Here is a 22853-nt window from a genome sequence, read left to right as displayed (position 1 = left end):
TGCCAAAGGGCGGCCCTTTTTCTTTTAAAACAATGCCTTGAGGTGAATAAAAACCTGTTCGGCGAATAACCGCCATCGCCGCGATACGTGATGTTTCAATCCGTTGCAAAGTTTGAGTTTACCATTCGCAGGTGCAGCATTAAGCCCCTAATCCAATAACGCGGGTCACTCTCCGCGTGGGGATCTTGAGGGACGACTTGCAGAACACGATCAAATCACCACTGTCCTTTGACGGCGTCGGCTTGCATTCGGGTACACCGGTGCGTCTGACGGTATTGCCCGCACCGGCGTCGCACGGTGTGGTTTTCCGCCGTGTGGATGTGGTGGATGCCTCAAATGAAATTCCCGCTCTTTGGAACCACGTACGCCAGTCGCCGCTCTGCACGCGGCTGGTGAATAGCGATGGCGTTTCAGTATCGACCGTAGAACACATAATGGCGGCGCTTGTCGGCTGTGGAGTGCACAATGCCGTGGTCGAGGTGAACGGACCCGAGGTGCCGATCCTTGACGGCAGTTCGGCTGTTTTCGTGCGCGGCCTTCTGAGCACAGGATTGAAACGGCTGGACAGCCCTGTACTGGCCCTTCGGGTATTGAAGCCAGTCGAGGTGCGCAAGGGTAAGGCGATTGCGCGGATATCCCCGCACGAGACATTGCTGATCGAATTCAACATCGAGTTCGAAGATGCCGCGATTGGTGAACAGAAAAAGACGCTGAACATGGCGAATGGCAGCTTTGTGCGCGAGTTGTCGAACAGCCGCACCTTCTGCCGCAAGGCTGATGTCGATCAGATGCGGGCCAACGGGCTGGCGCTTGGTGGCACGCTGGAAAACGCCGTCGTGTTCGATGGTGACAACGTCCTTAGCCCCGGCGGTTTGCGCCATCGGGACGAGGCGGTGCGCCACAAGATGCTTGATGCGCTTGGCGATCTCGGTCTCGCGGGCATGCCGATTCTGGGTCACTATCAGGGTTTCCGTGCTGGCCACGCATTGACCAACAATCTGCTGCACGCGCTTTTTGCGGATAAGAACGCCTATGAGGTGGTCGAGTGTGACCCGAACATGGCCGCCCGTCTGCCCGGCGCTGGCGTGCATTGGGGTGAAATTCCCGAGGTTGCCTGAGCTTTGTCGGTGAATTGCACCAAAGGCGTTTTGCCCCAGAAAATTCTGTGCTAGGACCATTGCCAAGATTGGGGTAACACCCGGCAGGGTGCAACAGAGGTGAGTTACTTATATGACAGTCCGCAAGTACCGGGCACAGTGGGTTGGCGCGTTGATCCTGGCAATTGCCGTTGCAGGATGCAGCGGCAACAGGGGTAAGATCGAACGCGGCGATCTCGATTTTGAGAACTTCACCGCCAAACAGATTTTTGAACGCGCCGAATATGATCTGGCGCGCAATGATGCGGATACCGCTGCCAAGCACTTCGCCGAGGTCGAACGCCTTTATCCTTATTCCGAATGGGCCAAGCGTGCGGTGATCATGCAGGCTTTTGCCTATCACCAGGACGAAGACTATGAAAACAGCCGCTCTGCCGCCCAGCGGTTCATCGACTTTTATCCCACTGACGAAGATGCTGCGTATGCCCAGTATCTTCTGGCGCTTTCCTATTACGACCAAATTGATGAGGTTGGCCGCGATCAGGGCCTGACCTTTCAGGCGCTGCAAGCGTTACGCGAAGTGATCGAACGCTACCCGGATAGTGAATATGCCAGTTCTGCGGTGTTGAAGTTCGACTTGGCCTTCGATCATCTGGCTTCGAAGGAAATGGAGATTGGCCGCTATTACCTGCGCCGCGATCACTTTGGGGCTGCGATCAACCGGTTCCGCGTCGTGGTCGAGGATTTCCAGACCACCACCCACACTCCCGAAGCACTGCATCGTCTGGTCGAGGCGTATCTGTCGCTGGGCCTGAACAATGAGGCACAGACCGCCGGCGCTATACTTGGCCATAACTTTCGCTCCACCAAGTGGTACGAGGACAGCTACAAGCTGCTGACGGGTCGCGGCCTCGAACTCGAAGCCGCGGGAGACAGCTGGCTGCGTCAGGTCTATCGGCAGATGATCCAGGGCAGGTGGCTGTGATCCGCGCCTGAAGGGGGCAGGGTGCTTAGGTCTCTCGATATCCGAGATATGCTGATTATTGACCGGCTGGAACTGGCGTTCCGGCCCGGTCTCAACGTGCTGACCGGGGAAACGGGTGCGGGCAAATCGATCCTGCTGGATTCGCTGGGGTTTGTTCTGGGTTGGCGTGGCCGGGCCGAACTGGTGCGTGCAGGTGCGGACCAGGGTGAGGTGCAGGCGGTGTTCGAGCTCGGTCCCGATCATCCGGCGCGCGCGGTCCTGCGCGAGGCGGGGTTGCCGGAAGAGGACGATCTGATCCTGCGCCGCATCAATACCAGCGAGGGCCGAAAAACAGCCTGGGTCAATGACCGGCGTTGCTCGGGTGAGGTGTTGCGCCGCTTGTCTGAAACATTGGTCGAACTGCACGGGCAACATGATGATCGCGGCCTGCTGAACCCGAGTGGTCACCGGATGTTGCTGGACACGTTCGGCAATCTTGGCAGCGCGCGAGACAAGGTGCGCCATGCCTGGCGCAAGGTATCAGATCAACATGACGCTCTGAAAAAGGCGCAGGGTGCGCTGGAAAAGGTGCGCGCCGAAGAAGATTTTTTACGCCATGCGGTTTCCGAGTTGGATGCGCTTGACCCGCAGCCCGGTGAAGAAGCCGAGTTGGATACACGGCGCCGTCTTATGCAGGGGGCGGAACGTATTCGCGAGGATATCGCCAAGGCCGCGCAGGCTTTGGGCGGTGAGGGCGCCGAAGGTCGCGCTGGCGACGCGCTACGCTGGCTTGAAGGGGCTGCGGACAAGGCAGAAGGCCAGTTGGATGAGCCCATCGCTGCCCTTGGTCGCGCGCTGGTCGAACTGGATGACGCCTCGATGGGGGTCACCCGCTGCCTTGAGGCGCTGTCTTTCAATCCGCTGGAGCTGGAACAGACCGAAGAGCGGTTGTTCGCGATACGCGCCCTGGCGCGCAAACACGACGTCGCGCCCGATGATCTGGGCGGTTTTGCCGATACGCTGCGGCGCAAAGTTTCGGCGCTGGAGCAAGGCGATGCGGATATCGAAGCCCTGAGCCGGGATTTGGCCGAAGCGCAGAAAAGCTATGATGCCGCGGCAAAGACGTTGAGTGACGCCCGACATAAAGCCTCAAAACACCTCGACAAGCAGGTCATGGCCGAACTTGCGCCGTTGAAAATGGATCGAGCGGTTTTTGAAACCGTCATAACTAACGCCGAACCGGGCCCAGCCGGGTGCGATGATGTGAGTTTTGCCGTCGCCACCAACCCAGGTGCGCCGTCGGGGCCCCTTGCGCGTATCGCTTCTGGCGGCGAGCTTAGCCGCTTTCTGCTGGCGCTAAAGGTGTGCCTGACCGGTGGAGATAGCGGGCTGACGCTGATCTTTGACGAAATCGATCGTGGCGTCGGCGGCGCCACAGCCGATGCAGTCGGTCGGCGGCTGAGCCAGCTGGCAGAACAGGGCCAGGTTCTAGTGGTCACGCATTCGCCGCAAGTGGCCGCGCTGGCCGCCCATCACTGGCGGGTGGAAAAACGAACCATTGGAAACGAAACCCTGTCTACTGTTACCGATCTGGAAACAGGCGATCGCGTGGATGAAATCGCGCGTATGCTCTCGGGTGACACAATTACGCCACAAGCTCGCAGCGCGGCAAAGGCGCTGTTGAGAGTGTAACACATTGTTAAACATGATAAATACATGAATTTCGAGGGTTGTGCTGTGATCAGAGGCACAATCCAAATGTGACGAAATTGTGCGTTGTGCACCATGAATTTGTCTTGATGTCGCCCCAATCTGTGATATCCGGAAAAAACTGGAAACCATTGGTTGGGGTACTTAGTAATGCTTTTCTCAAGAAAAGACGCGCTGTTTTGCGCGCGATCGATCTTCACAATTGCAATAGTTGCGGTTTTCGCGATTTGGGTTACCGAGGCTCAGGCTTCGGCTTCTGGCGGCGGTAATTCCGGCGGTGGTGGCGGAAACTCTGGCGGTGGCGACTCGGGTGGACCGGGTGCATCAGGCGGAGGCGAGGGCAGTGGACGCGATAGTCGTTCGGGCCAGCGTGACGGCGGCACCGTGAGCAGAAGCAAAAGCGAGATCGTGGAACCGCTGGGATTTGTCGTATCTGACGATATCTGCACCGGTGGCAAATTCGGAAAGTGCTGATTTAGCACTTTTCACACGTCATTCTCGATCAGGATTGCCGTTGCGGAGTTTTAGTTCCGCGGCGGCACAAGCTTACCCGGATTCATGATGTTTTCGGGGTCGAGTGCTTGCTTTATCGCGCCCATCATTGCCCAGCCAGACCCGTGCTCGCGTTCCATGTAGTTGAGCTTGCCCAACCCCACCCCATGTTCGCCCGTGACTGTGCCACCAAAGGCGAGCGCGCGTTCGACCATCCGGTTCGATGCCGCCTTGACCGCTGACACCTGGGTCGCGTCGGTGTCGTCAAACATCAGGGACGTATGGAAATTCCCATCGCCCACATGGCCAACAATCGGTCCGTGGATGCCGGATTTTTCCAGATCCAGGCAGGTCTCCTCGATCACCTGCGCGAGGTTGGAAATGGGCACGCAAACATCTGTCACCAGCACCTTCGCGCCTGGTCGTGATGCCTTGATGGCGTGATAGGCGTTGTGCCGCATTGCCCAGAGCGCGTTGCGGTCTTCTGCCTTGGTGGCCCACTCAAAACCGGCGCCACCGTGGCTTTCGGCGATGGCGCCGAAGGTTTCGGACTTTTCCGCTACGCCGGCGTCAGAGCCGTGAAATTCAAGCAACAGATGCGGTGCCGCATCCAATTCACTACCGGAATAAGCATTCACCGCCTCGACCGAGGCCACATCGACCAGCTCGATCCGTGCCATCGGGATGCCCATCTGGATTGTATCAATCACTGCGGCAACCGCATTTCCCACGCTCGGAAAGGCGCAGACCGCGCTTGCCACGGCTTCGGGTTGGCCCTGCAGGCGCAGCGTCAGTTCGGTAATCAGGCCCAGTGTCCCCTCGGAGCCGACAAAAAGCCCCGTCAGATCGTAGCCCGAGGAGGTTTTGCGTGCGCGGCTGCCGGTACGGATCACTTCGCCGCTTGCAGTTACGACCTCCAGCGCCAGCACGTTCTGACGCATCGAGCCGTAGCGCACTGTCGTGGTGCCGCTGGCGCGGGTGGCCGCCATGCCACCGAGCGTCGCGTTGGCACCGGGATCGACCGGGAAAAACAAGCCGGTGGCGCGCAAATCCTCGTTTAATGCTTCGCGTGTCACGCCGGGCTGAACCGTCACATCCATGTCCGCCTGCCGCACCTCAAGGATATTATTCATGCGGCTGAAATCGACACAGATGCCCCCTTTCGGCGCCTGTGCCTGTGCTTCCAGCGAGGTGCCAACACCCCAGCCGATCACCGGGATGCGATGCCGGGCGCAGGCCTGCACGATCTTCGCCACTTCTTCGGTGCTTTCGGGATAGGCGACCGCATCGGGTGGCATAAGTGGGAAATGGGTTTCACTCTGCCCATGTAATTCCAGTTCAGACTTGGAGCATGACACCCGTTGGCCTAGAAATGTGGATAACTCGGCAATGACTGTCTGAATGCCCATTAGTGGCCCTTTCGTTTTCTTGCCGGACACTCTAGGCGAGTTGCAGCGCCGGGGAAAGCAGAGCGGCAGGGCAGGAAAGAAACGGCGAATGTTGGAACCCGAAAAGTCGATCTGGGCGGAAAAGCGCCGCGCGGCGGCGCAGTCCGCCCGCAAGGTCTGGCAGGTGCTGCTGACCCGGGGGCCAAGCCAGTTTCAGTTCTGGATCATCGCGCTGATCATCGGAATTGCCGCCGGTTTCGCCGCACTTTTCTTTCGCAAGGCCATCAATGCGCTGCAATATCTGGCCTATGGTGCCGAGGATATGGCCCGTATCCATAGCTATGCCGCGACGCTGCCATGGTACTGGGTGCTGATTGTGCCGATCATCGGCGGGCTGGCCGTGGGTCTGATCCTGCATCATTTCACTCCCGATGCGCGGGCGCGATCGGTTGCCGACGTGATCGAAGGCGCCGCGCTCAACGAAGGCCGGGTCGAGAAAAGGGCAGGGCTGGCCTCGGTTGCGGCGTCGCTCATCACGCTGGGCATGGGCGGGTCGTCGGGACGCGAGGGGCCGGTGGTGCATATGGCGGGGATCATCTCGAGCTGGGTCAGCAATCGGATCAATGCCAATGGCATCACCGGGCGGGACCTTCTGGGCTGTGCTGTTGCTGCGGCGGTTTCGGCCTCGTTCAACGCGCCGATCGCCGGCGCACTTTTTGCGCTTGAGGTGGTGCTGCGGCATTTTGCGCTGCACGCCTTTGCGCCCATCGTGATTGCGTCGGTCGCGGGGACGGTGATCAACCGGCTGGAATTTGGCGACATCACCGAGTTTAACTTGCTGCAATCCGGCATGCTGGAATTCTATGTCGAACTGCCCGCCTTTCTGATTCTCGGACTGATCTGCGGGTTGGTGGCAACGGCGCTGATGCATGCGGTCTTCTTCGCAGAGGATTTTGCCACCCATGTCCAGCGTCGCATCAATCTGCCGCGATGGTTACGCCCGGCGGTTGCCGGGGCGTTGCTAGGGGGGCTTGCGATTTGGTTTCCGCACATCATCGGTGTCGGCTACGAGACCACCACCGCCGCCCTGTCCGGTGAATTGCTGCTGCACGAAGCGGTCGTGTTTGCCGTGCTCAAGGTTGTCGCCGTTGCTGTAACCTTTGGCGGGCGTATGGGGGGCGGTATCTTTTCGCCATCGCTGATGGTGGGGGCGCTGACCGGGCTGGCCTTTGGCTGGATCGCAACCGCGATCTTTCCCGAAGTGTCTGGGTCGCACACGCTTTACGCGCTGGCAGGGATGGGGGCGGTGGCCGCCGCCGTTCTGGGCGCGCCGATTTCCACGACGCTTATCGTTTTTGAGCTGACAGGGGACTGGCAAACCGGCCTTGCGGTGATGGTGGCCGTGTCGATGTCTACTGCGTTAGGATCGCGGCTGGTGCGGCGCTCTTTCTTCCTGACGCAGCTCGACCGCCGCAAGATCCGGCTTGCCGCTGGTCCGCAGACCTATTTGCTTGCCATGTTCCGTGTTGCTAAATTGATGCGTAAATCCGGCGACCCCAAGGCCGCCCCGGAAGAAGAATGCTGGGAGATGATTGAGGATGGCGTTTATATTGACGGTAACGCGACACTTGAGGCGGCGATGCCGATCTTTGACCGCTCCGGAGCACGCTTCATCCCGGTTGTCACGCTGGGCGGGGAAGACCAGCCACCAGAGCTATGGGGCGCGCTTTTTCATGTCGACGCCCTGAAGGCCTATAACCGGGCGCTGGCAGCGGTATCTGAGGAAGAACATAGTTAGAGCGATGGTGAGAAAACTGGAAACGATTTTCGGCGGCCTGCGGTCTGGATTCCACTCCAGACTACAAAGTCGAACGGCAAGCTCGGGCCAATTAGCTGAGCTCGATACTGTCTAAACCTTAACCTGCTTGGATTTCCGCCGCGGCTAACGCGATCCCTTTCTCCATGATATCAAACATCTGGTTGATCTGATCCTCCGAGATGATCAGCGGTGGCGAGAATACGCACATGTTGATAAGCGGCCGAAGCAGCAGGCCCATATCCTGGCAATGATGATCTATTCGCGCGCCAATGGCCCGGTCTTGCTCAAGACCATTTTTCACACTGCCGTCGATCGAACATTCAACGCAGCCCACCAGCCCCATGCCGCGTGTGTCGCTTACGATCGGGTGGTCGCGCAAAGCGTCAAGCCGCTCCTGAAACAGTGGCGCGACGGATCGTACATGGTCCAAAATTCCATCACGCTCGAAAATCTCGATGTTCTTCAACGCCGCTGCGGCAGATACCGGATGGCCGGAATAGGTAAAACCGTTCGAGAATGTCGCACCTTGGGAATTGTCGCCCGAGATGCTGTCGATCAGTGCATCTGAGATGATGCAGGCCCCCATCGGCACATAGCCCGAGGTCAACCCCTTCGCCGTGGTGATTATGTCTGGCACGATGTCAAATACCTCTTCCGAGGCGAACCAGTGACCCAAACGCCCCCAGCCGGTGACCACCTCGTCCGAGATGTAGAGAACGTCATGCTTGCGACAGACCTCAAGACAGCGCTTGTGATAGCCCTCGGGCGGCACGATCACACCGCCCGACGCCAGAAGCGGCTCGGCAATGAAAGCGGCAACCTTGTTGGCGCCAATATCATGGATCGCGTTTTCCAGATCGGCGATTTTTTCATCGAGGAAATCCGCGATACTCATGCCGTCGGGGCGGATATGCGAGTTCACGTTCGGCAGGAAATACGCAAGCTCTTGCGCCTGATCAAGCCAGCCCTTGTCGCGTTCTTTGCCGCTGACGCTGGCGGCCAGATAGGTGGACCCGTGATAGGCTTTCTGCCGCGAGATGATGACTTTCTTTTCCGGTTTTCCCAGCACGTTGTTTCGGAACTGAACGAACCTGACGGCCGTATCGACGGCAGTTGATCCGCCGGTAGTAAAAAACACGCGGTTAAGATCGCCGGGTGTGCGACGGGCAACTTCGTGGGCAAGGCGCGCGGGTGCGGAATTTGTGTTACTGAAGGGCGAAAAATACGCCATGTCTCGGGCCTGTTCGGCCATGGCATCGGCGATTTCCGTGTTCCCGTATCCAACCTGTACGCACCACATTCCGGCCGGTCCGTCGATCAGGCGCTTGCCGGTTTCGGTGGTAATATGAATCCCGCTCGCAGCTTCGGTGAAGGTACGGCGATTGTTGCCGATCTCGCCCATCCCTTCCCAGGGATGGACGAAATTGGCGTTGTCCCACTGCCGTATGGTTTCGAAATCATTCAATCGGGTCATTTGTAGCTTTCCTTAAAGACTTATGGGCCGTTGCCTGATCCTGTCGCTTTACGGGTCAGGCGGCCGGGAGGCCCGTCATGGCTCTGTAAAAATTATAGAAGTCATGAATAGCCCACTCCATCTCGGCCAGAGGGCCAGGTTGGAAGAAGTGCGAATTCACGCCTGCCTGATTGTGCCGGATGATCCGCTCGTCATCCTGCGAGGTGACGTGCCAGAGCCATGTCAGCGCCTCCGGATCATAGTCGCGGCCCTCTTCGGCGTCGTTACGCACCATCCAGACCACCTGAATGTCGGTCTCCTGCACCGAACGCGGCACAAAGCGATAGCCGACAAGGTGATCGGAATAGACCAGCATGTAGTTAAGGATGCCCAGGCTGACATCGGTCGCACCGCCGTCAAAGTCGGTCAGAGTGCCCAGAAGGGGGGCCAGCGGTTCACCACTCTGACTGCCGGTTTTGTAGCCATCGAACAGTGGATAGCGGCGGTAATAGACATCCGTGCCGGGGGCGATGGCATCCGGTCCGGTCAGGTTCAGCTCGGTCGTGGGTAGCCCCGACACGGCGGCGCGTTTTTGCATGGCGGGCAACAGTGCTTCCATCTGCAGTGGGGATTTCAGCGTGTGCGAGCGGGCGTATTCCTGATGGGCCGGCGCGCAGTGATAGCATTCCAGATAGTTTTCTACCGCCAGCTTCCAGTTTGCCGGCACCGGGTAATGCGCCGTATGAACCACCTTCAGATTTTCAAAACCAAACGGTGCGGTCAGCGGGGCAAGCTGCGCGAGAGCGTCGTCAATGGGCGGCGCATCGGCACTGGGGCAGACAAGGATCATGCCCTGAAACAGACGCACCTGGGCCTGCCGCAAGCCCCAGTCAGCCGGGTCGAAATCAGCCCCCATCTCGCGCCCGGCTCGCAGGGCGCCGGACAGTTCATAAGTCCAGGCATGATAGGGGCAGACAAAAACCCGGGCCTTACCGGAGGATTCGGTGCAGACGCGCGAGCCGCGGTGACGGCAAACGTTGAGATGCGCGCGAATATCGCCCTCGCGGTCGCGCACGATGATCAGCGATTCCGGCCCGTAATCGAATAGGAAGTAGTCACCGGGATCAGGGATCTGGGTTTCGTGACCGACCCAGATCCAGTTGCGGTTCCACACGGCGGCGATGTCATGGTCATAGATCATCTGCGAGGTGTAGAACTCGCGCGGTAGCGCATAACCTGGCTGGTGCTGCGCAAAGAGGTCACCCAGTTTATCGGAAAGCGGTGTCATCCCGTGGCTCCATCTGTGAGAGAGACGATTTCGCGGCGGAACCAGTCCTTTTCTACCTCGACCGCGGAGCGTTCGAAGTTACGGGCGGCCATGTGCCCGGTGTAAACCGCGTCGGCTATTAACGCTGGTCCGGCGGCATCGCCGATTAGCTCCAGCGTTTTCAATCCCATGTCCTTAAGAGCGTCATAAAGGGCGGTGTTGCGTAGGCGTTCGGTGACCAGCAGGGCGGAGTTGCACGCGATGTCACTTGCCTTGCTGGTAAACCCGCACGTGATCTGCAAACCGCCCGGCTGAACGCCCGCCAGCGTATGGTTGCAGATGATCTCAACCCCAAGCTCCAGCAGGCGCGTCTGAATACGATGCTGCTCCAGCGTGTGAGTAGTAAAGATCGACACCAGGCTTTCCGGCGTGACAAAGACGACGCGGTGCCCGTCCTGCGCCAGTTTTTCCGCCAGCACCCCGGCGATATAGGCGTGATCGTCGTCATAGATGGCCACCGGCCCGTCGGGCGTCGTTTGGCCTGCCATGATGTCGTCCGGTGTCAGGATCGTCGCATCGGCATCAATTGTCGGCGGTTGACGCTGTGTGTTTGTTCCGACGCCATCGCGCCGCCACTGCGCGCCTGTAGCAATAAAGACATTTGGAATACCCAGCTCCAACACCTCATCCGGACCCAGATGGCTTTGGGTGAATATCTGCACATTTCCGCGCTGACGCAGGTCGTGCAATCGGTAATCCGCGACCCTGATCCACGCGCCCAGCCCGGGCAGGCGGCTTTCGCGCAGCGCCCGACCGCCGGGCTCTTCCCCGGCCTCAGCCAATGTCACTTGATAGCCGCGGCGCGCCAGCTGCATGGCACATTCCAGTCCGGCGGGCCCGGCACCGATCACAAGTGCTTCGGTTTCATTTGCTTTGGGCGCGATCTTCTCGGGATGCCAGCCCCGCCGCCACTCCTCGCCCATAGTGGGGTTTTGTGTGCAGCGGATGGGCGCGCCGATATTGTCGGCCATGACGCAGATATTGCAGCCGATGCATTCGCGGATCTCGTCAATCCGGCCCTCTTCGATCTTCACCGGCAGGAAGGGATCGGCAATCGACGGGCGCGCGGCGCCGATCATGTCGACAACCCCCTTGCGGATCATCGAGACCATCATATCGGGCGAGGTGATCCGCCCGACACCCACCACCGGTTTGCTCGTCACGGATTTGACGAAGCCGATATAGTCGTTCTGATAGCCGTCCTGCGGCTGAAACCGTGTCGTGGCGGAATCATTGTCCCATCCGGCTACATTCACGTCCCAGATATCGGGCAGTTCGGCCAGCATCTCAATCACGGCGCGGCCTTCCTCGGCTGCCTGCATCCCGTCCGATCCCAGCATATCATCGACGGCAAAGCGGAACGCAACGCCGCAGGTATCGCCCACCGCTTCGCGGGTTTCCTCCAGCAGTTCTCGCGTCAGGCGCACCCGGTTTTCCAGGCTGCCGCCGTATTCGTCGCTGCGCTGGTTCATATGTGGCTGCAAAAAATGGTGCGCCAGCGTCATGTGATGCCCGGCATAGACATAGATGATGTCAAACCCGGCGTCCCGCGCCCGGAGCGCCGCGTCGCGATGCCAGCGGCGCAGGTTTCGGATGTCGGATTTGTCCATCGCGCGGGCCTGGCGGGGATGCGAAAAATCCACCGACATGTCCGACGGCGCAAAAATCGGCGCACGGGTTGTATGGTTCATCGCGTGATTGCCGTTATGCGCCAGTTCGATCGCGGCCAGCGATCCCTTGTTGTGGATGGCATCGGTCATCAGCCGTAAGGCGGGCATGTCGCGGGCGTCCCAAATGCGGTTTTCGGCATAGGGCGACAGATCCGAGGTCGGGTGAATCTCGGTTTCTTGCGTGCTGACGACCGCCCAACCGCCCTCGGCCTTGATCCCGCGCATGGCGGCCTCGGCACGGGGTCGGATATGACCCATGCCGTTGCAATGGGGCACTTGGTAAAAGCGGTTCCGCGCTGTGACCGGGCCAATCCTGACCGGTTCGAAAAGCACAGAATAGGGGGTCGCCTCGGACATGAGCACGCCTTTTCATGATATACGTCCGGAAGCCGGTTAGGCACCCGGGACAGGGGTTACAGGATCAGAATCCAGCCTTGATCCGCTCAAACTCTTTCAGCATCTTGGCTTCCAGCGCCGGATCAACCGCGTCGAAGAACAGGCTGCCTTCGAAGAAGGCCTTGGGATCGTCAAAACCATATTGCGTAATCAGATCCTGATCGGAAATCTCGTAGGCCTTGGCGTTGGCGTGAGGATAGCCCCAGTTTTCGATGATGTACTGACCGCTGGCGGCGTCCGACAGCGCGTTGAGATGATCGTAGATCTGATCAACCGGCGTGGTCGAGGATTTCAGATGCACGTAACCGCAGACCCAGGTGGCGATGCCCTTGTCCACGTCACGCATCATCTTGGCCGGGGTTTCGTTCCAGATCAGGTTCAGTTCGGACTGGTTCCAGGCCCAGCCCATTTCCAACTCGCCGCTGGCCATGGCCTGATCCATCTGCCCGGCATCAGACCAGTAGAAACGGATGTTGGGGTGAATCGAGCGCAGGTAATCTGATGCCTGCTGAAACTGTTCGTCATTCAGCTTGGTGTAGTCTGCCGCGTTGCCGGTTGCCAGCGACGCCAGCGCATAGGCGCTTGAGGCCGCATCGGGAATGGAAATCTTGCCTTGATAGGCAGGATCGGCCAGCAGCTGCAGCGAAATCTGGTCATCGGCAATCTTGTCGGTGCGATAGATCAGGCCGGTATTGCCCCATTCAAACGGCATCATGTAAACGTTGCCGTCGATCACGATGCCATCCACATCCTTGATCTCGGCCAGCATCGCATTCCAGTTGTTCAGCTTGGACGAATCCAGCGGTTGAAGCAGGTCTGCGGCAACCCATTTGCGCACGGCATCCGAGCAGGGATGCGCCAGATCAGCCTCGAAGCCCGACTGCAGCTTGGTAAACGCCTCTTCCTGGCTGCCGAAGAACGTGTAGGTGGGGGCAGTACCGTGCTTTTCCATATAGGCCCCGAAAAAGCCCTGATCCTCGTAGCCGGACCAGTCAAACACCGTCAGTGCGGCACCATCGGCCAGCGCGGTACCGGCGCCAAGTGCCGTTGAAAGGGCCAGTGCCCCGATTGTGGTAAGTTTCATGATATTCTCCCTGTTATGTATTGGATTGGTTTTGGCCCAGATCAATGACCGAGGCGCTTTGCACACCGAGCCAGACCGCGTCGCCCGGCCGGTAGTCAACGGTGTGAAAATAGTTGGGCACAGAGGCCGATATTGGTCGTGCCACGCCATCGACTTGCACATGGTAGTGAACGTTTTCGCCATAGAACGCGACATCCCGGACCGTGCCCTGAACCGTGCCGTCATACCCGTCGGGTTCCTGCGCGGAAATCTCAAGCTGTTCGGGCCGGATGCCGATCTCGATGGCGCGACCGGTCTGTTCGACATTAGGGTTTTTCTCGATCGTCATGGCGCAGAAACAAGGCGTCGAGATCGTGAGCGTATCGCCTTTTTCGGCGGTCAGTTCAGCGGGCAGGAAATTCATCTCACCGATGAAACTGGCAATCTCGCGATTGCAGGGTTTGGCATAAAGCGTGGGCGGCGCGTCGACCTGTACCAGACGCCCTTCGAACATCACGCCGATGCGGTCCGACATGGTCATGGCCTCATACTGGTCATGGGTCACCATGACGAAAGTAATGCCCAGTTCCTGTTGCAGGTGCCGCATCTCGAATTGCATCTGCTCGCGCAGTTTCTTGTCGAGCGCCGACAAGGGTTCATCCAGCAACAGCACCTTGGGCCGCATCACCAGTGCCCGGGCCAGGGCGACCCGCTGCCGTTGCCCGCCCGATAGCTCGGTGGCACCGCGTGATTGCAATCCGCCCAGTTCGACCATCTCCAGCGCCTCGCTGACGCGGGTGTCGATTTCGGATTTCGATATCCCTCGATTGCGCAGGCCATAGGCGACATTGTTGCCGACATTCAGATGCGGGAAAATCGCGTAGCTCTGGAACACCATGTTGGTCGGGCGCTTGTTGGCGGGGATTCCCTCCATGTCCTGACCGTCGATGATCACCTTGCCGGCAGTGGGTTCCTGAAACCCGGCGATCATACGCAGGGCAGTGGTCTTGCCGCAACCGGATGGTCCCAGGAGCGAAAAGAATTCACCCTCGCGCAAGTCCAGGTCGAGGTTCGAGACCGCAACGAACTGGCCAAAGCGTTTTTCGATACCTTGCAGCCGGATGATGTTTTTTTCGGTCATAAGCGGTGCCTCATATCGTCGACTTGGCCGAACGGCGTCGGAAATATTCAGCCACAACCAGCAGGGCGACCGAGGCCAGCAACAGCAACGACCCCAGTGCCAGCGTGTTCGGCAGCTTGGCTGGAAAGCGGATCTGGCTCCAGATGTAGACGGGCAGGGTGGGCTGGTTGCCCGACAGGAAGAAGGCCAGCACGAATTCGTCGAAACTGACCGTAAACGTGACCAGCAAGCTGGCGACGATCCCCGGCGCCACGATGGGAAGCGTCACCCGGCGGAAGGTCTCGACCACGCCTGAGCCCAGATCGAACGCCGCTTCTTCCAGCGAGGCATCGAAATCGTCAAATGCCGATTTCATGATCGACACAGAGAAGGGCAGCGCCAGAAATGTGTGCCCCAGCATCACCGCGGTCAGCGACGGCTTGATCCCGATCGAGATGAACAAAACCAGCATCGAGGATGCCACGATGATGCCCGGGATCACCAGCGGCAACATCACCAACCCTTCCGAGGCCTCCTTGCCGCGGAAGCGGTAGCGCACATAGGCGCGCGCCGCGAAAAGCCCCATCGACGTGGCCAGCAGTGCCGCAACCAACCCGACCAGAAGGCTGTTCACCAACGCCTGTATCAAGGTCTCCTGGCCGCCCAGTTGGCGATACCATTCCAACGTCCAGCCCTTGATCGGAAAGGCCACGATGGTGCCGGAGTTGAACGAGAAAAGCGGCAGGAACAGCACTGGCAGGTAGAGAAACACCAGATAGAGGAACGCATACAGCGCAAGTCCGGAAGGGCGGGTCATCGGATGCGCCTCCCCAATCCGGAGGCCGAGAGGACAAAAAGGATCGCAACGAAGCCGACCGACATCATCGCCAGCAAGGATAGTGTTGCTCCCAATGGCCAATTGTTGGCGGCCCCGAACTGCACCTGAATGAGATTGGCAATCATCTTGCCATCCGATCCGCCCACCAGCGAGGGCGTCACATAATCCCCAACCGTCGGGATAAAGATGATCAGACAGGCCGCGATGATGCCCGGTATCGTCAGCGGCAGGGTCACGCGCAGGAAACGCTGCACCGCGCTGTTGCCAAGGTCTGTGGCGGCCTCAAGCAGGCTCGGGTCGATCTTCTGCAACGAGACATAGATCGGCAGAATCGCAAACGGCGCCCAGGCATGGGCCAGTGTCAGCACAACGGCAAATTCGTTATAGAGCAGAAAGGTCAGTGGCTCGCTTATCATACCAACGCCCAGCAAGGCCGAATTCAGAACCCCGTTGAACCCGAGGATCAACTTCCACGCAAAAACTCGCAACAGATAGCTTGACCAGAATGGAATGGTAATCAGCAGCAGCCAGAGCGTCTTGCGCTCGGCTTTGAGCGCGATGAAATACGCAATCGGATAGGCGAGGGCCACTGTCACGATGGTCACCGCCCCGGCAATCAGCACCGACCGGATCATCAGGTGCCGCACCAGCGGATCCGTGAAAGCTTCTTTGTAGTTGGCTAGCGTCAGCGTGCGATCGACCGACACATAGGTCTGCGTCCATAGCGAATAGGCCACCAGGATCGCCAACGGAGCAGCCACCAGAAAGCCGACATAGAGTGTCGCCGGGGCGCTAAGCGTCAGACCTTTTGCTGCATCGCTTCTCATGTCGGTCGTGCGCCTCCCAACGCCCTGACAGAATGTTCCATACTTAATGGACGATCGTCCATTAAGTATTGCCCTGAGTCCCGGCCTGTGTCAATCTTTCTGAAGATGGGCCGCGATTGGCCGCCCTTGGAGGCACTGCATTTGACGTCCACCAGCCCAGATATTAATGGCTCTGCCGCCCGGAAAACCTCGCGGCGTGATCCTGAAAACAGCAGGCGTGCCCTGATCGCAGCCACCCTTGATACGATTGCCGAGATCGGCATTACCGATACGACCGTCAGCAAGATCATCGAACGAGCCGAGCTGTCACGCGGCATGATTCACTTGCATTTCGGGGGCAAGAACCAGTTGCTTGTCGCGGCGGCTCAATCCTTTGGCGAAGAGTATTTCGAGGAGCTTGAGCGTGGCATTCAGGACGCTGCAGGTGACCCGGAAGCCATTATCATGGCAGTGATCCGGGCCGATTTGGGCGAGGCCCTGATGAACGAGCGTTCGACAAGGATCTGGCATGCGTTCCGCGGTGCTGCACATGCGAATGACGGGATCGCACTTTACAGTAGCACCCGTGATAAACGGCTCCGTGACACGATCCGCTCTGCCTTTCGGGACATCGCCCGCGATTACGACGAAAAGGATGACCCGGTCTTGGCTCGTGACGCGACATTCGGCCTGATCGTGCTACTCGAGGGCATGTGGGTTGACTATCTGTCAAATCCGCATGCGTTCTCGCGCGAGGCGGCTGTTTCAATCATTCGCCGCTTCATCTCGGGGCTTTTTCCGCGCCATTTCCGGTGAAACCGATTTTAGCTCGCTTTTCTCATGCCCATCACCCGGGCACGCGCCCTCGGGTCGCTGTCGAAGAGCGCCGCCAGCTGTTCGGTCATGGCGCCCGCCAACTGGTCCACGTCGGTAATGGTGACCGCGCGGTTATAATACCGCGTCACGTCATGGCCGATACCAATGGCCAAAAGCTCCACCTGACGGCGCTTTTCGACCATCGCAATCACATCGCGCAGGTGTTTTTCCAGGTAGTTCGCCGGGTTGACCGACAGCGTTGAATCATCCACCGGCGCGCCATCGGAAATCACCATCAGAATTTTACGCGTCTCGCGCCGCATCACCATTCGCCGATGCGCCCATTCCAGTGCCTCACCGTCGATATTTTCCTTCAGCAGGCCCTCTTTCATCATCAAGCCCAGATTCTGCCGGGTCCGGCGCATCGGCGCATCCGCCGATTTATAGACGATATGGCGCAGGTCGTTGAGCCGCCCGGGTAGTTGCGGCCGACCCTCGCCAAGCCAGTTCTCACGGCTTTGCCCGCCTTTCCAGGCGCGGGTGGTGAAGCCCAGAACCTCGACCTTGACGTTGCAACGCTCCAGCGTACGCGCCAGAACGTCGGCACAGATCGCGGCGATTGAAATGGGCCGCCCGCGCATCGAGCCGGAATTGTCCAGAAGCAGCGTCACCATGGTATCCTGAAACTCAGTATCTTTTTCGACCTTGAAGCTCAGCGGTGTTGTCGGGTTGGCGACCACGCGGGCCAGACGCCCGGCGTCAAGCGTGCCTTCCTCAAGGTCAAACTCCCACGCGCGGTTCTGTTGTGCCTGCAACCGGCGTTGCAACTTGTTGGCCAGACGGCTAACCGCGCCTTTCAGCGGTTCAAGCTGCTGGTCGAGATAAGCGCGTAGCCGCTCCAGTTCGACCGGTTCGGCCAGATCCTCGGCGTTGATCTCCTCGTCGAACTCGGTGGAGTAGACGGAATATTCCGGATCGGCGTCGGAAATCGGCTGTGGGGCAGGAGGTTCAAGCGGGGCTTCGCCCTCGGGCAATTCGGTCTCATCGCCCATTTCCTGATCAGCCATGTCGTCCATGCTGACCTGCGCCTGAGACTGGTCCTGCTGATCGTCCTGAGACTGCTCGGGGTCGGCATCGGCCTGATCCTCGTCCCCGTCATCCTCGCCGGTGCTATCGGGTTCTTCCTGCTCTTCACCGCTGTCTTCGGCTTCTTCCTCGTCATCATCATCCAGATTGTCCGGGTCGTCGCCAAGCTGATCGCCATAGCCCAGATCCTCGATGATCTGGCGGGCGAACTTGGCGAACTGGGTCTGGTCGGCCAGGATGTCCTGCAGGTTTTCCAGCGTGCCGCCGGCCTCCTGCTCGATAAACCCTTGCCACAGCTCCATCACGTTCTGCGCCGCGGGCGGCAGATCGCGCCCGGTGGCCAGATGGCGGATCAGGTATCCGGCAGCGGTGGGCAGGGGCACCTGTGCGGCCTCGCTGACCTGATCATAGCCCAGACGCAGCGCCTCGGCCTCGATCTTACTGTCGATATTGCTGGCGGTGCCGGGCATCACACGGGCGCCCACGGCCTCGCAGCGGGCGGTCTCCATCGCGTCGTAGAGTTCCTGCGCCATCTGGCCCTGTGGGTTGTAGCGGGCGCTGATGGCGGCATCGTGATACTTGTGTCGCAGCGCCAGAGCGTCTGCCGTGCCGCGGGCCAACAGCACCTCTTCGCGGGTCATCCGGCGCGACACCTGCGGCAGCCGCATCGCGTCACCACTGACACCCGCCGGATCGACCGAATAGGTCACTGACAGTTCAGAGTCGTCGGCCATCACTTTGGTTGCTTCGGCCAACGCCTTCTTGAACGGGTCGGCGGGGTTGTCGTTGGGCTTTTTCATCCAGCGGTCTCCAACTCGTCCAGACCAATTTCGTCGCAGGCAAGGCGCGCCAGTAGGTCCACATGCACCTCAAGCGCGTCGATCACGCGATAGTCGGTTTTTTGCCCATCAAAGGCAAGGTTGAGATCGGTTCCGGCCAGCACGACCGCGTCCGCGCCATGATCGCAGATCAACCGCTGTCCGGCATCCAGAAAATAGTCGCGATCTGCATCCGTGGCGGCACCTGCCAATGCCATGTCAATGTAACGCTGCCCCAGCTCGTCCAGCTTATCCTCGATGGCCACGGCATCGGTCTGGCTGAGCTGCCCGTAAAGCTTGGTTGCCATCACCACCCGCGTGCCCAGAAGGCCCACACGCCTGAGGCCCTGACCGGCGAAATAGCTGTCGAGAGGGGTAACGCCCGAGACCAGAGGCAGTGACGAGAGTGCCACTGTCTCATCGTAGCAGAAATGCCCGCCCAGTGAGGTGATTGCTGCACAGTCAGCGCCCGCTGCCTTCAGCCGGTCAATTAGTATGGCATAGATTTCTGCCTGCGCTGCGCGATTATCCTCGCGATTGTTTTTCACCAGCGTCGGCGCATCCGCCTGCACGATGGTCAGGTCGAGCTTTTGACCCTTTGCCGAGACGGCCGCCGCCAACCGCTGGTAATACACCACCGTCGCCGCCACGCCGATACCGCCGATCAGTCCAATATGCATGCCTTACCTCGCGAGATAGGGCGAGCGTGCCCGTTATCCCAGGCTCATGCTCGCCGCGCTTTCCGGCAATTCCTCGTCAAAGCAGCGCTGATAGAATTCGGCCACGGTCTGGCGTTCCAGCTCGTCGCATTTGTTGAGGAAGGTGAGGCGGAAGGCATAGCCCACGTTGCGGAAAATATGGGTGTTCTGCGCCCAGTTGATCACCGTCCGGGGGCTCATCACCGTGGAAAGCTCACCATTCATGAATGCCGTGCGGGTCAGGTCTGCAACGGTCACCATCTGGGAGATCGTCTTGCGGCCCTTTTCGTTGTTGAAAAGGGGGTTTTTCGCGATCACGATGGCGGTTTCCGCGTCATGGCTGAGGTAGTTCAGCGTGGCGACCATTGACCAGCGGTCCATCTGCGCCTGGTTGATCTGCTGAACCCCGTGATAAAGCCCGGTGGTGTCGCCCAAACCGACTGTATTCGAGGTCGCAAACAGGCGGAAATTCGGGTTCGGCGTGATAATCTCATTCTGATCAAGAAGTGTCAATTTGCCGTCATGCTCCAAGACGCGCTGGATCACGAACATTACGTCCGCCCGGCCCGCATCATATTCGTCAAAGACGATGGCGACGGGGTTGCGCAGCGCCCAGGGCAGAATGCCCTCGTGAAACTCGGTCACCTGCTTGCCGTCACGCAGCTTGATCGCATCCTTTCCGATGAGGTCGATCCGGCTGATATGGCTGTCGAGGTTCACGCGCACCGCGGGCCAGTTCAGTCGCGCGGCGACCTGCTCGATATGGGTCGACTTGCCGGTGCCGTGATAGCCCTGGATCATCACTCGTCGGTTATGGGAAAACCCAGCCAGGATCGCCAGCGTCGTATCGGGATCGAACTTGTAGGTGCTGTCGAAATCCGGCACCCGGTCGGTCTTCTCGGCGAAACCTTTGACCACCATATCCGTGTCGATGCCGAACACTTCGCGAACCGAAATCTCTTCAGTCGGTTTGGCATTCATGTCAATCGTTCCGTCAGCCATTGGCGGGGTCCTTCAATCGGGTCTGTCATATCGCGCCCGTCGTGCCTGAATTCACGGCTAAGGGCAAGGGGAAGGGCGATCGGTTCGTGTCAAAATCATGGGGTGTCGCGCCGCATGCAGGTAGAGCCAGTTGCGAGGCAATCAGCTGGCCAGATGTCTGGTGCGGTGGATCGCTTGGATGGGTTGAAACTTTCCGGGCGCCGCATCCGTGCCTTATGCGATGGCAAAGGGATTGAGTTGGAAAAGAGGATTGATGTTGAAGGTCTTGGCACCGTTCTCTTCGCGATTTGTAACGTTTCTCACGCGATCTTGCAGGAGCGTTTGTTGCGCCATAACCCGTTTGCCCTCACATTCCAGTAAACAAAATGGGAGCATCATCATGCACCGACGTCACTTCATCACCTCCGTGTTGACCACGGGCACGGCCATCGCGCTGGGGCTGCGCACCAATGCCGCTGGCTCGTTCGAGGTCAGCTACAGCGATGCCGAATGGCGCGCCATGCTGACTGACTTGCAGTACAAGGTCATGCGCGAAGAGGGCACGGAAAGGGCGGGCAGCTCGCCGCTTGATAAACTCTATGATACTGGCACGTATCATTGCCGCGGCTGCGATCAGGCCCTGTATTCGTCGAAGCATAAATACGACAGCGGCACTGGCTGGCCGAGCTTTTATCAGGCGCTGCCGAACGCCATCGGCACTAAGGAAGACCGCAAGCTGTTTTCGGTGCGCACCGAATGCCATTGCAGCCGCTGCGGAAGCCATCTGGGACATATCTTCGATGATGGCCCGGCGCCCACCGGCAAGCGTCACTGTCTGAATGGCGTTTCTCTGACTTTCGTGGCAGCCTGAACGTCTGGTGCTTGTGTTCTCCGGTTCCGAAAGGCTGGTTAGAAAAGCGTTGCGCTCGGATGTGCGTAGAACCAGATGAAGAATAATGCGACTTCGCACCCAACATACCGGGTGCGATGTTCGCGGTTGTTCTTTCCATCGGGTATTTCTTTATGGATTGCTCCCAGTTGTGTCCCAAAAATAGGGGTATTTGGTATCGGTAGAAAACAAGTGTTTCGATGAGCATGTCCAAAGCGGAACCCAGGAGGATGGCAGCGGGAAAAACTGCCCTGCATGAGATGGAGCTGGAGAAGGGGAACTTTCTTTTTGAATTGGCGCTTGCACCGTCTCAGGCACGGCTGCCTTTCTATGTTCCGCAACCAGAAACTCGGCAGTGAGGACAGAATGGTGTCAACTAGGAGGTGCCGCCGCGTGCTGTACAATGGCCCGCAAGGTACGACGCCCAGTGACCACGACCTGGCCAACCGAACCCAAAATGACGAATGTAGTATTTGTCATGCATGTACTTCAGATCGTCTTCCCAATCCGAAATCGCACCCTCATAGCCGCGCGACTGCATCTTTTTGAAGTTTTTAGCTAAACCGGCAAGGTGGTAGGCGATTTTTCTCAACCTCAAGGCAGACTTTGGTTCGCCCCACATTCGAAGCGTTGAAATACCATCGACTGGCGGAAGCTGTCCCGAGAAACAGCGATCCAGGATCAACTGTCGTGTTGACGCGGGTAAGCCACTTGTTTTCCCGACGGTATAGGCATCTTCATTCCCCTCGAATAATACGCGGATGTCTTCGACCTTCCAAACCGTCGTTCACGGCCCCAACTTCTGGGGCTTAGGAAAGCGTCCGTCTTTCACACCTTGCCACCAAGTAGATTTTGAGACTGGAATGGGGCCAGTAGGTGCGAGAATGTGAGACAGACGGATAAGTCCAGTCTCGGGAAACCTTTTTTGATCTGACACGATGTAACCTCGTTCGTTGTTGTGGTATGAGGTTTGACAGCGATGTGTTCTTTGGTGGGCGAATTGGAATTCACCCAATCGAATAGCGGCAAGTATAAGAATTCATACGGCTTTGTATTTTTATTCGTTAAACGAATAACTAGCTATCCGGCTTCCAGTCCCTGAGGAGGTACTTAGCGCCCGTTTTGAGGTATTTCCGAATCGTGTCTTGGGATAAGGAAAGCCCCAACAAATCTGCGAGTTCTTGTATCTCGCGTGGGATTGGGCTGCGTCGATTCTGCGTATCATATCCGTATTCGGTGATCGCGATGGCCGTCAGAAGTTTTGACATGGAAGCGATTTCACGGCCTTCCAGTGACTTGTCAGAAACTTTGCCATCATCCTTCGGAATATCGTTTGATTGAGGTGTTTCGCCTGAATCACGTTGTGCAATTCGGTCCAGCATTCGCAGAAACCCTTGATGAGCATCCAAATTCACGGATGTC

The 22853-nt window shown here is 58.6% G+C and carries 21 protein-coding genes; 8 read left to right on the top strand and 13 right to left on the bottom strand.

Translation table 11 applies throughout. The features are described 5' to 3' along the window. The first annotated feature begins 197 nt into the window (after positions 1–197). The 4 genes from lpxC to LC334_RS01010 all read left to right on the top strand — a co-directional run bounded on the left by lpxC (position 198) and on the right by LC334_RS01010 (position 4245). Positions 198–1118: a UDP-3-O-acyl-N-acetylglucosamine deacetylase gene (lpxC, locus tag LC334_RS01025; protein WP_085798374.1), complete on the top strand. Its 921-nt coding sequence runs from the start codon at positions 198–200 to the stop codon at positions 1116–1118. Positions 1119–1230: 112 nt separating this feature from the next. Then, complete coding sequence (locus tag LC334_RS01020) at positions 1231–2082, top strand: outer membrane protein assembly factor BamD (RefSeq protein WP_085798373.1); 852 nt, start codon at positions 1231–1233, stop codon at positions 2080–2082. A 21-nt stretch (positions 2083–2103) separates the two neighbouring features. Beyond that, complete coding sequence (gene recN, locus LC334_RS01015; protein WP_085798372.1) at positions 2104–3753, top strand: DNA repair protein RecN; 1650 nt, start codon at positions 2104–2106, stop codon at positions 3751–3753. A 168-nt stretch (positions 3754–3921) separates the two neighbouring features. Then, positions 3922–4245 carry a hypothetical protein gene (locus LC334_RS01010; protein ID WP_085798371.1) on the top strand — a complete coding sequence of 108 codons (324 nt, stop codon included), beginning with the start codon at positions 3922–3924 and terminating at the stop codon, positions 4243–4245. Positions 4246–4295: 50 nt separating this feature from the next. On the opposite strand, the gene LC334_RS01005 is transcribed toward LC334_RS01010, so the two are convergent. After that, a complete protein-coding gene (locus tag LC334_RS01005) occupies positions 4296–5672 on the bottom strand; it encodes an FAD-binding oxidoreductase (RefSeq protein WP_085798370.1) in 1377 nt (458 codons plus the stop codon). Positions 5673–5760: 88 nt separating this feature from the next. Between LC334_RS01005 and LC334_RS01000 the strand changes: the two genes are divergently transcribed. Then, complete coding sequence (locus LC334_RS01000; RefSeq protein WP_085798761.1) at positions 5761–7449, top strand: chloride channel protein; 1689 nt, start codon at positions 5761–5763, stop codon at positions 7447–7449. Between the two features lie 118 nt (positions 7450–7567). Here LC334_RS01000 and LC334_RS00995 read toward each other — a convergent pair whose 3' ends face one another. From LC334_RS00995 to LC334_RS00965, 7 genes are all read right to left on the bottom strand, one after another. Further along, a complete protein-coding gene (locus tag LC334_RS00995; RefSeq protein WP_085798369.1) occupies positions 7568–8944 on the bottom strand; it encodes an aminotransferase in 1377 nt (458 codons plus the stop codon). 55 nt (positions 8945–8999) lie between these two features. Next, positions 9000–10211 (bottom strand): aromatic ring-hydroxylating oxygenase subunit alpha, encoded by a 1212-nt coding sequence (locus LC334_RS00990; protein WP_085798368.1) that lies wholly within the window; start codon positions 10209–10211, stop codon positions 9000–9002. Further along, a complete protein-coding gene (locus LC334_RS00985) occupies positions 10208–12277 on the bottom strand; it encodes an FAD-dependent oxidoreductase (protein WP_085798367.1) in 2070 nt (689 codons plus the stop codon). The genes LC334_RS00990 and LC334_RS00985 overlap by 4 nt, the downstream gene beginning before the upstream one ends. Positions 12278–12341: 64 nt before the next feature. After that, entirely contained in the window at positions 12342–13400 is a 1059-nt protein-coding gene (locus LC334_RS00980) for an ABC transporter substrate-binding protein (protein ID WP_085798366.1), read from the bottom strand. Positions 13401–13413: 13 nt separating this feature from the next. After that, on the bottom strand, positions 13414–14520 hold the full coding sequence (locus LC334_RS00975; RefSeq protein ID WP_085798365.1) for an ABC transporter ATP-binding protein: 1107 nt from the start codon (positions 14518–14520) through the stop codon (positions 13414–13416). Positions 14521–14530: 10 nt separating this feature from the next. Next, entirely contained in the window at positions 14531–15316 is a 786-nt protein-coding gene (locus LC334_RS00970) for an ABC transporter permease (protein ID WP_085798364.1), read from the bottom strand. Beyond that, positions 15313–16164 (bottom strand): ABC transporter permease, encoded by an 852-nt coding sequence (locus tag LC334_RS00965; protein WP_085798363.1) that lies wholly within the window; start codon positions 16162–16164, stop codon positions 15313–15315. The genes LC334_RS00970 and LC334_RS00965 overlap by 4 nt, the downstream gene beginning before the upstream one ends. Before the next feature lie 141 nt (positions 16165–16305). Between LC334_RS00965 and LC334_RS00960 the strand changes: the two genes are divergently transcribed. Next, on the top strand, positions 16306–16959 hold the full coding sequence (locus LC334_RS00960; RefSeq protein ID WP_176237589.1) for a TetR family transcriptional regulator C-terminal domain-containing protein: 654 nt from the start codon (positions 16306–16308) through the stop codon (positions 16957–16959). 8 nt (positions 16960–16967) lie between these two features. Here the strand turns inward: LC334_RS00960 and cobT are convergent, their stop codons facing one another. The 3 genes from cobT to cobS are packed head-to-tail and all read right to left on the bottom strand — an operon-like array spanning position 16968 to position 20563. Then, positions 16968–18845 (bottom strand): cobaltochelatase subunit CobT, encoded by a 1878-nt coding sequence (cobT, locus tag LC334_RS00955; RefSeq protein ID WP_085798361.1) that lies wholly within the window; start codon positions 18843–18845, stop codon positions 16968–16970. Further along, positions 18842–19543 carry an aspartate/glutamate racemase family protein gene (locus LC334_RS00950; RefSeq protein ID WP_085798360.1) on the bottom strand — a complete coding sequence of 234 codons (702 nt, stop codon included), beginning with the start codon at positions 19541–19543 and terminating at the stop codon, positions 18842–18844. The genes cobT and LC334_RS00950 overlap by 4 nt, the downstream gene beginning before the upstream one ends. Positions 19544–19576: 33 nt before the next feature. Beyond that, positions 19577–20563: a cobaltochelatase subunit CobS gene (gene cobS / locus LC334_RS00945; protein WP_085798359.1), complete on the bottom strand. Its 987-nt coding sequence runs from the start codon at positions 20561–20563 to the stop codon at positions 19577–19579. Between the two features lie 153 nt (positions 20564–20716). On the opposite strand from cobS, the gene LC334_RS00940 reads away from it, so the two are divergent. Both LC334_RS00940 and msrB read left to right on the top strand, forming a co-directional pair. Further along, positions 20717–20923: a hypothetical protein gene (locus tag LC334_RS00940; RefSeq protein WP_223412835.1), complete on the top strand. Its 207-nt coding sequence runs from the start codon at positions 20717–20719 to the stop codon at positions 20921–20923. Between the two features lie 19 nt (positions 20924–20942). Further along, the gene (msrB, locus tag LC334_RS00935) at positions 20943–21413 is read left to right on the top strand and encodes a peptide-methionine (R)-S-oxide reductase MsrB (protein WP_085798357.1); all 471 of its coding nucleotides are present in this window, start codon (positions 20943–20945) and stop codon (positions 21411–21413) included. A gap of 394 nt (positions 21414–21807) precedes the next feature. On the opposite strand, the gene LC334_RS00930 is transcribed toward msrB, so the two are convergent. After that, on the bottom strand, positions 21808–22023 hold the full coding sequence (locus tag LC334_RS00930) for a hypothetical protein (RefSeq protein ID WP_223412834.1): 216 nt from the start codon (positions 22021–22023) through the stop codon (positions 21808–21810). Between the two features lie 484 nt (positions 22024–22507). Next, complete coding sequence (locus LC334_RS00925; RefSeq protein WP_139836253.1) at positions 22508–22846, bottom strand: hypothetical protein; 339 nt, start codon at positions 22844–22846, stop codon at positions 22508–22510. Between the last annotated feature and the right edge of the window lie 7 nt (positions 22847–22853).

It is taken from the genome of Roseovarius aestuarii (assembly GCF_019966515.1).
GTDB classification, from domain to species: Bacteria; Pseudomonadota; Alphaproteobacteria; order Rhodobacterales; family Rhodobacteraceae; genus Roseovarius; species Roseovarius aestuarii.
This window is presented reverse-complemented; position numbering and strand designations above follow the sequence as displayed.

Coding starts and splice junctions, on each gene's coding strand:
- LC334_RS01000 (WP_085798761.1), top strand. CDS start 5,761: ATGTTGGAACCCGAAAAGTCGATCTGGGCGGAAAAGCGCCGCGCGGCG.
- LC334_RS00975 (WP_085798365.1), bottom strand. CDS start 14,520: ATGACCGAAAAAAACATCATCCGGCTGCAAGGTATCGAAAAACGCTTT.
- LC334_RS00985 (WP_085798367.1), bottom strand. CDS start 12,277: ATGTCCGAGGCGACCCCCTATTCTGTGCTTTTCGAACCGGTCAGGATT.
- LC334_RS01010 (WP_085798371.1), top strand. CDS start 3,922: ATGCTTTTCTCAAGAAAAGACGCGCTGTTTTGCGCGCGATCGATCTTC.
- cobS (WP_085798359.1), bottom strand. CDS start 20,563: ATGGCTGACGGAACGATTGACATGAATGCCAAACCGACTGAAGAGATT.
- LC334_RS00995 (WP_085798369.1), bottom strand. CDS start 8,944: ATGACCCGATTGAATGATTTCGAAACCATACGGCAGTGGGACAACGCC.
- cobT (WP_085798361.1), bottom strand. CDS start 18,845: ATGAAAAAGCCCAACGACAACCCCGCCGACCCGTTCAAGAAGGCGTTG.
- LC334_RS00965 (WP_085798363.1), bottom strand. CDS start 16,164: ATGAGAAGCGATGCAGCAAAAGGTCTGACGCTTAGCGCCCCGGCGACA.
- LC334_RS00990 (WP_085798368.1), bottom strand. CDS start 10,211: ATGACACCGCTTTCCGATAAACTGGGTGACCTCTTTGCGCAGCACCAG.
- LC334_RS01020 (WP_085798373.1), top strand. CDS start 1,231: ATGACAGTCCGCAAGTACCGGGCACAGTGGGTTGGCGCGTTGATCCTG.
- LC334_RS00940 (WP_223412835.1), top strand. CDS start 20,717: ATGTCTGGTGCGGTGGATCGCTTGGATGGGTTGAAACTTTCCGGGCGC.
- LC334_RS01005 (WP_085798370.1), bottom strand. CDS start 5,672: ATGGGCATTCAGACAGTCATTGCCGAGTTATCCACATTTCTAGGCCAA.
- LC334_RS00970 (WP_085798364.1), bottom strand. CDS start 15,316: ATGACCCGCCCTTCCGGACTTGCGCTGTATGCGTTCCTCTATCTGGTG.
- LC334_RS00980 (WP_085798366.1), bottom strand. CDS start 13,400: ATGAAACTTACCACAATCGGGGCACTGGCCCTTTCAACGGCACTTGGC.
- LC334_RS00950 (WP_085798360.1), bottom strand. CDS start 19,543: ATGCATATTGGACTGATCGGCGGTATCGGCGTGGCGGCGACGGTGGTG.
- msrB (WP_085798357.1), top strand. CDS start 20,943: ATGCACCGACGTCACTTCATCACCTCCGTGTTGACCACGGGCACGGCC.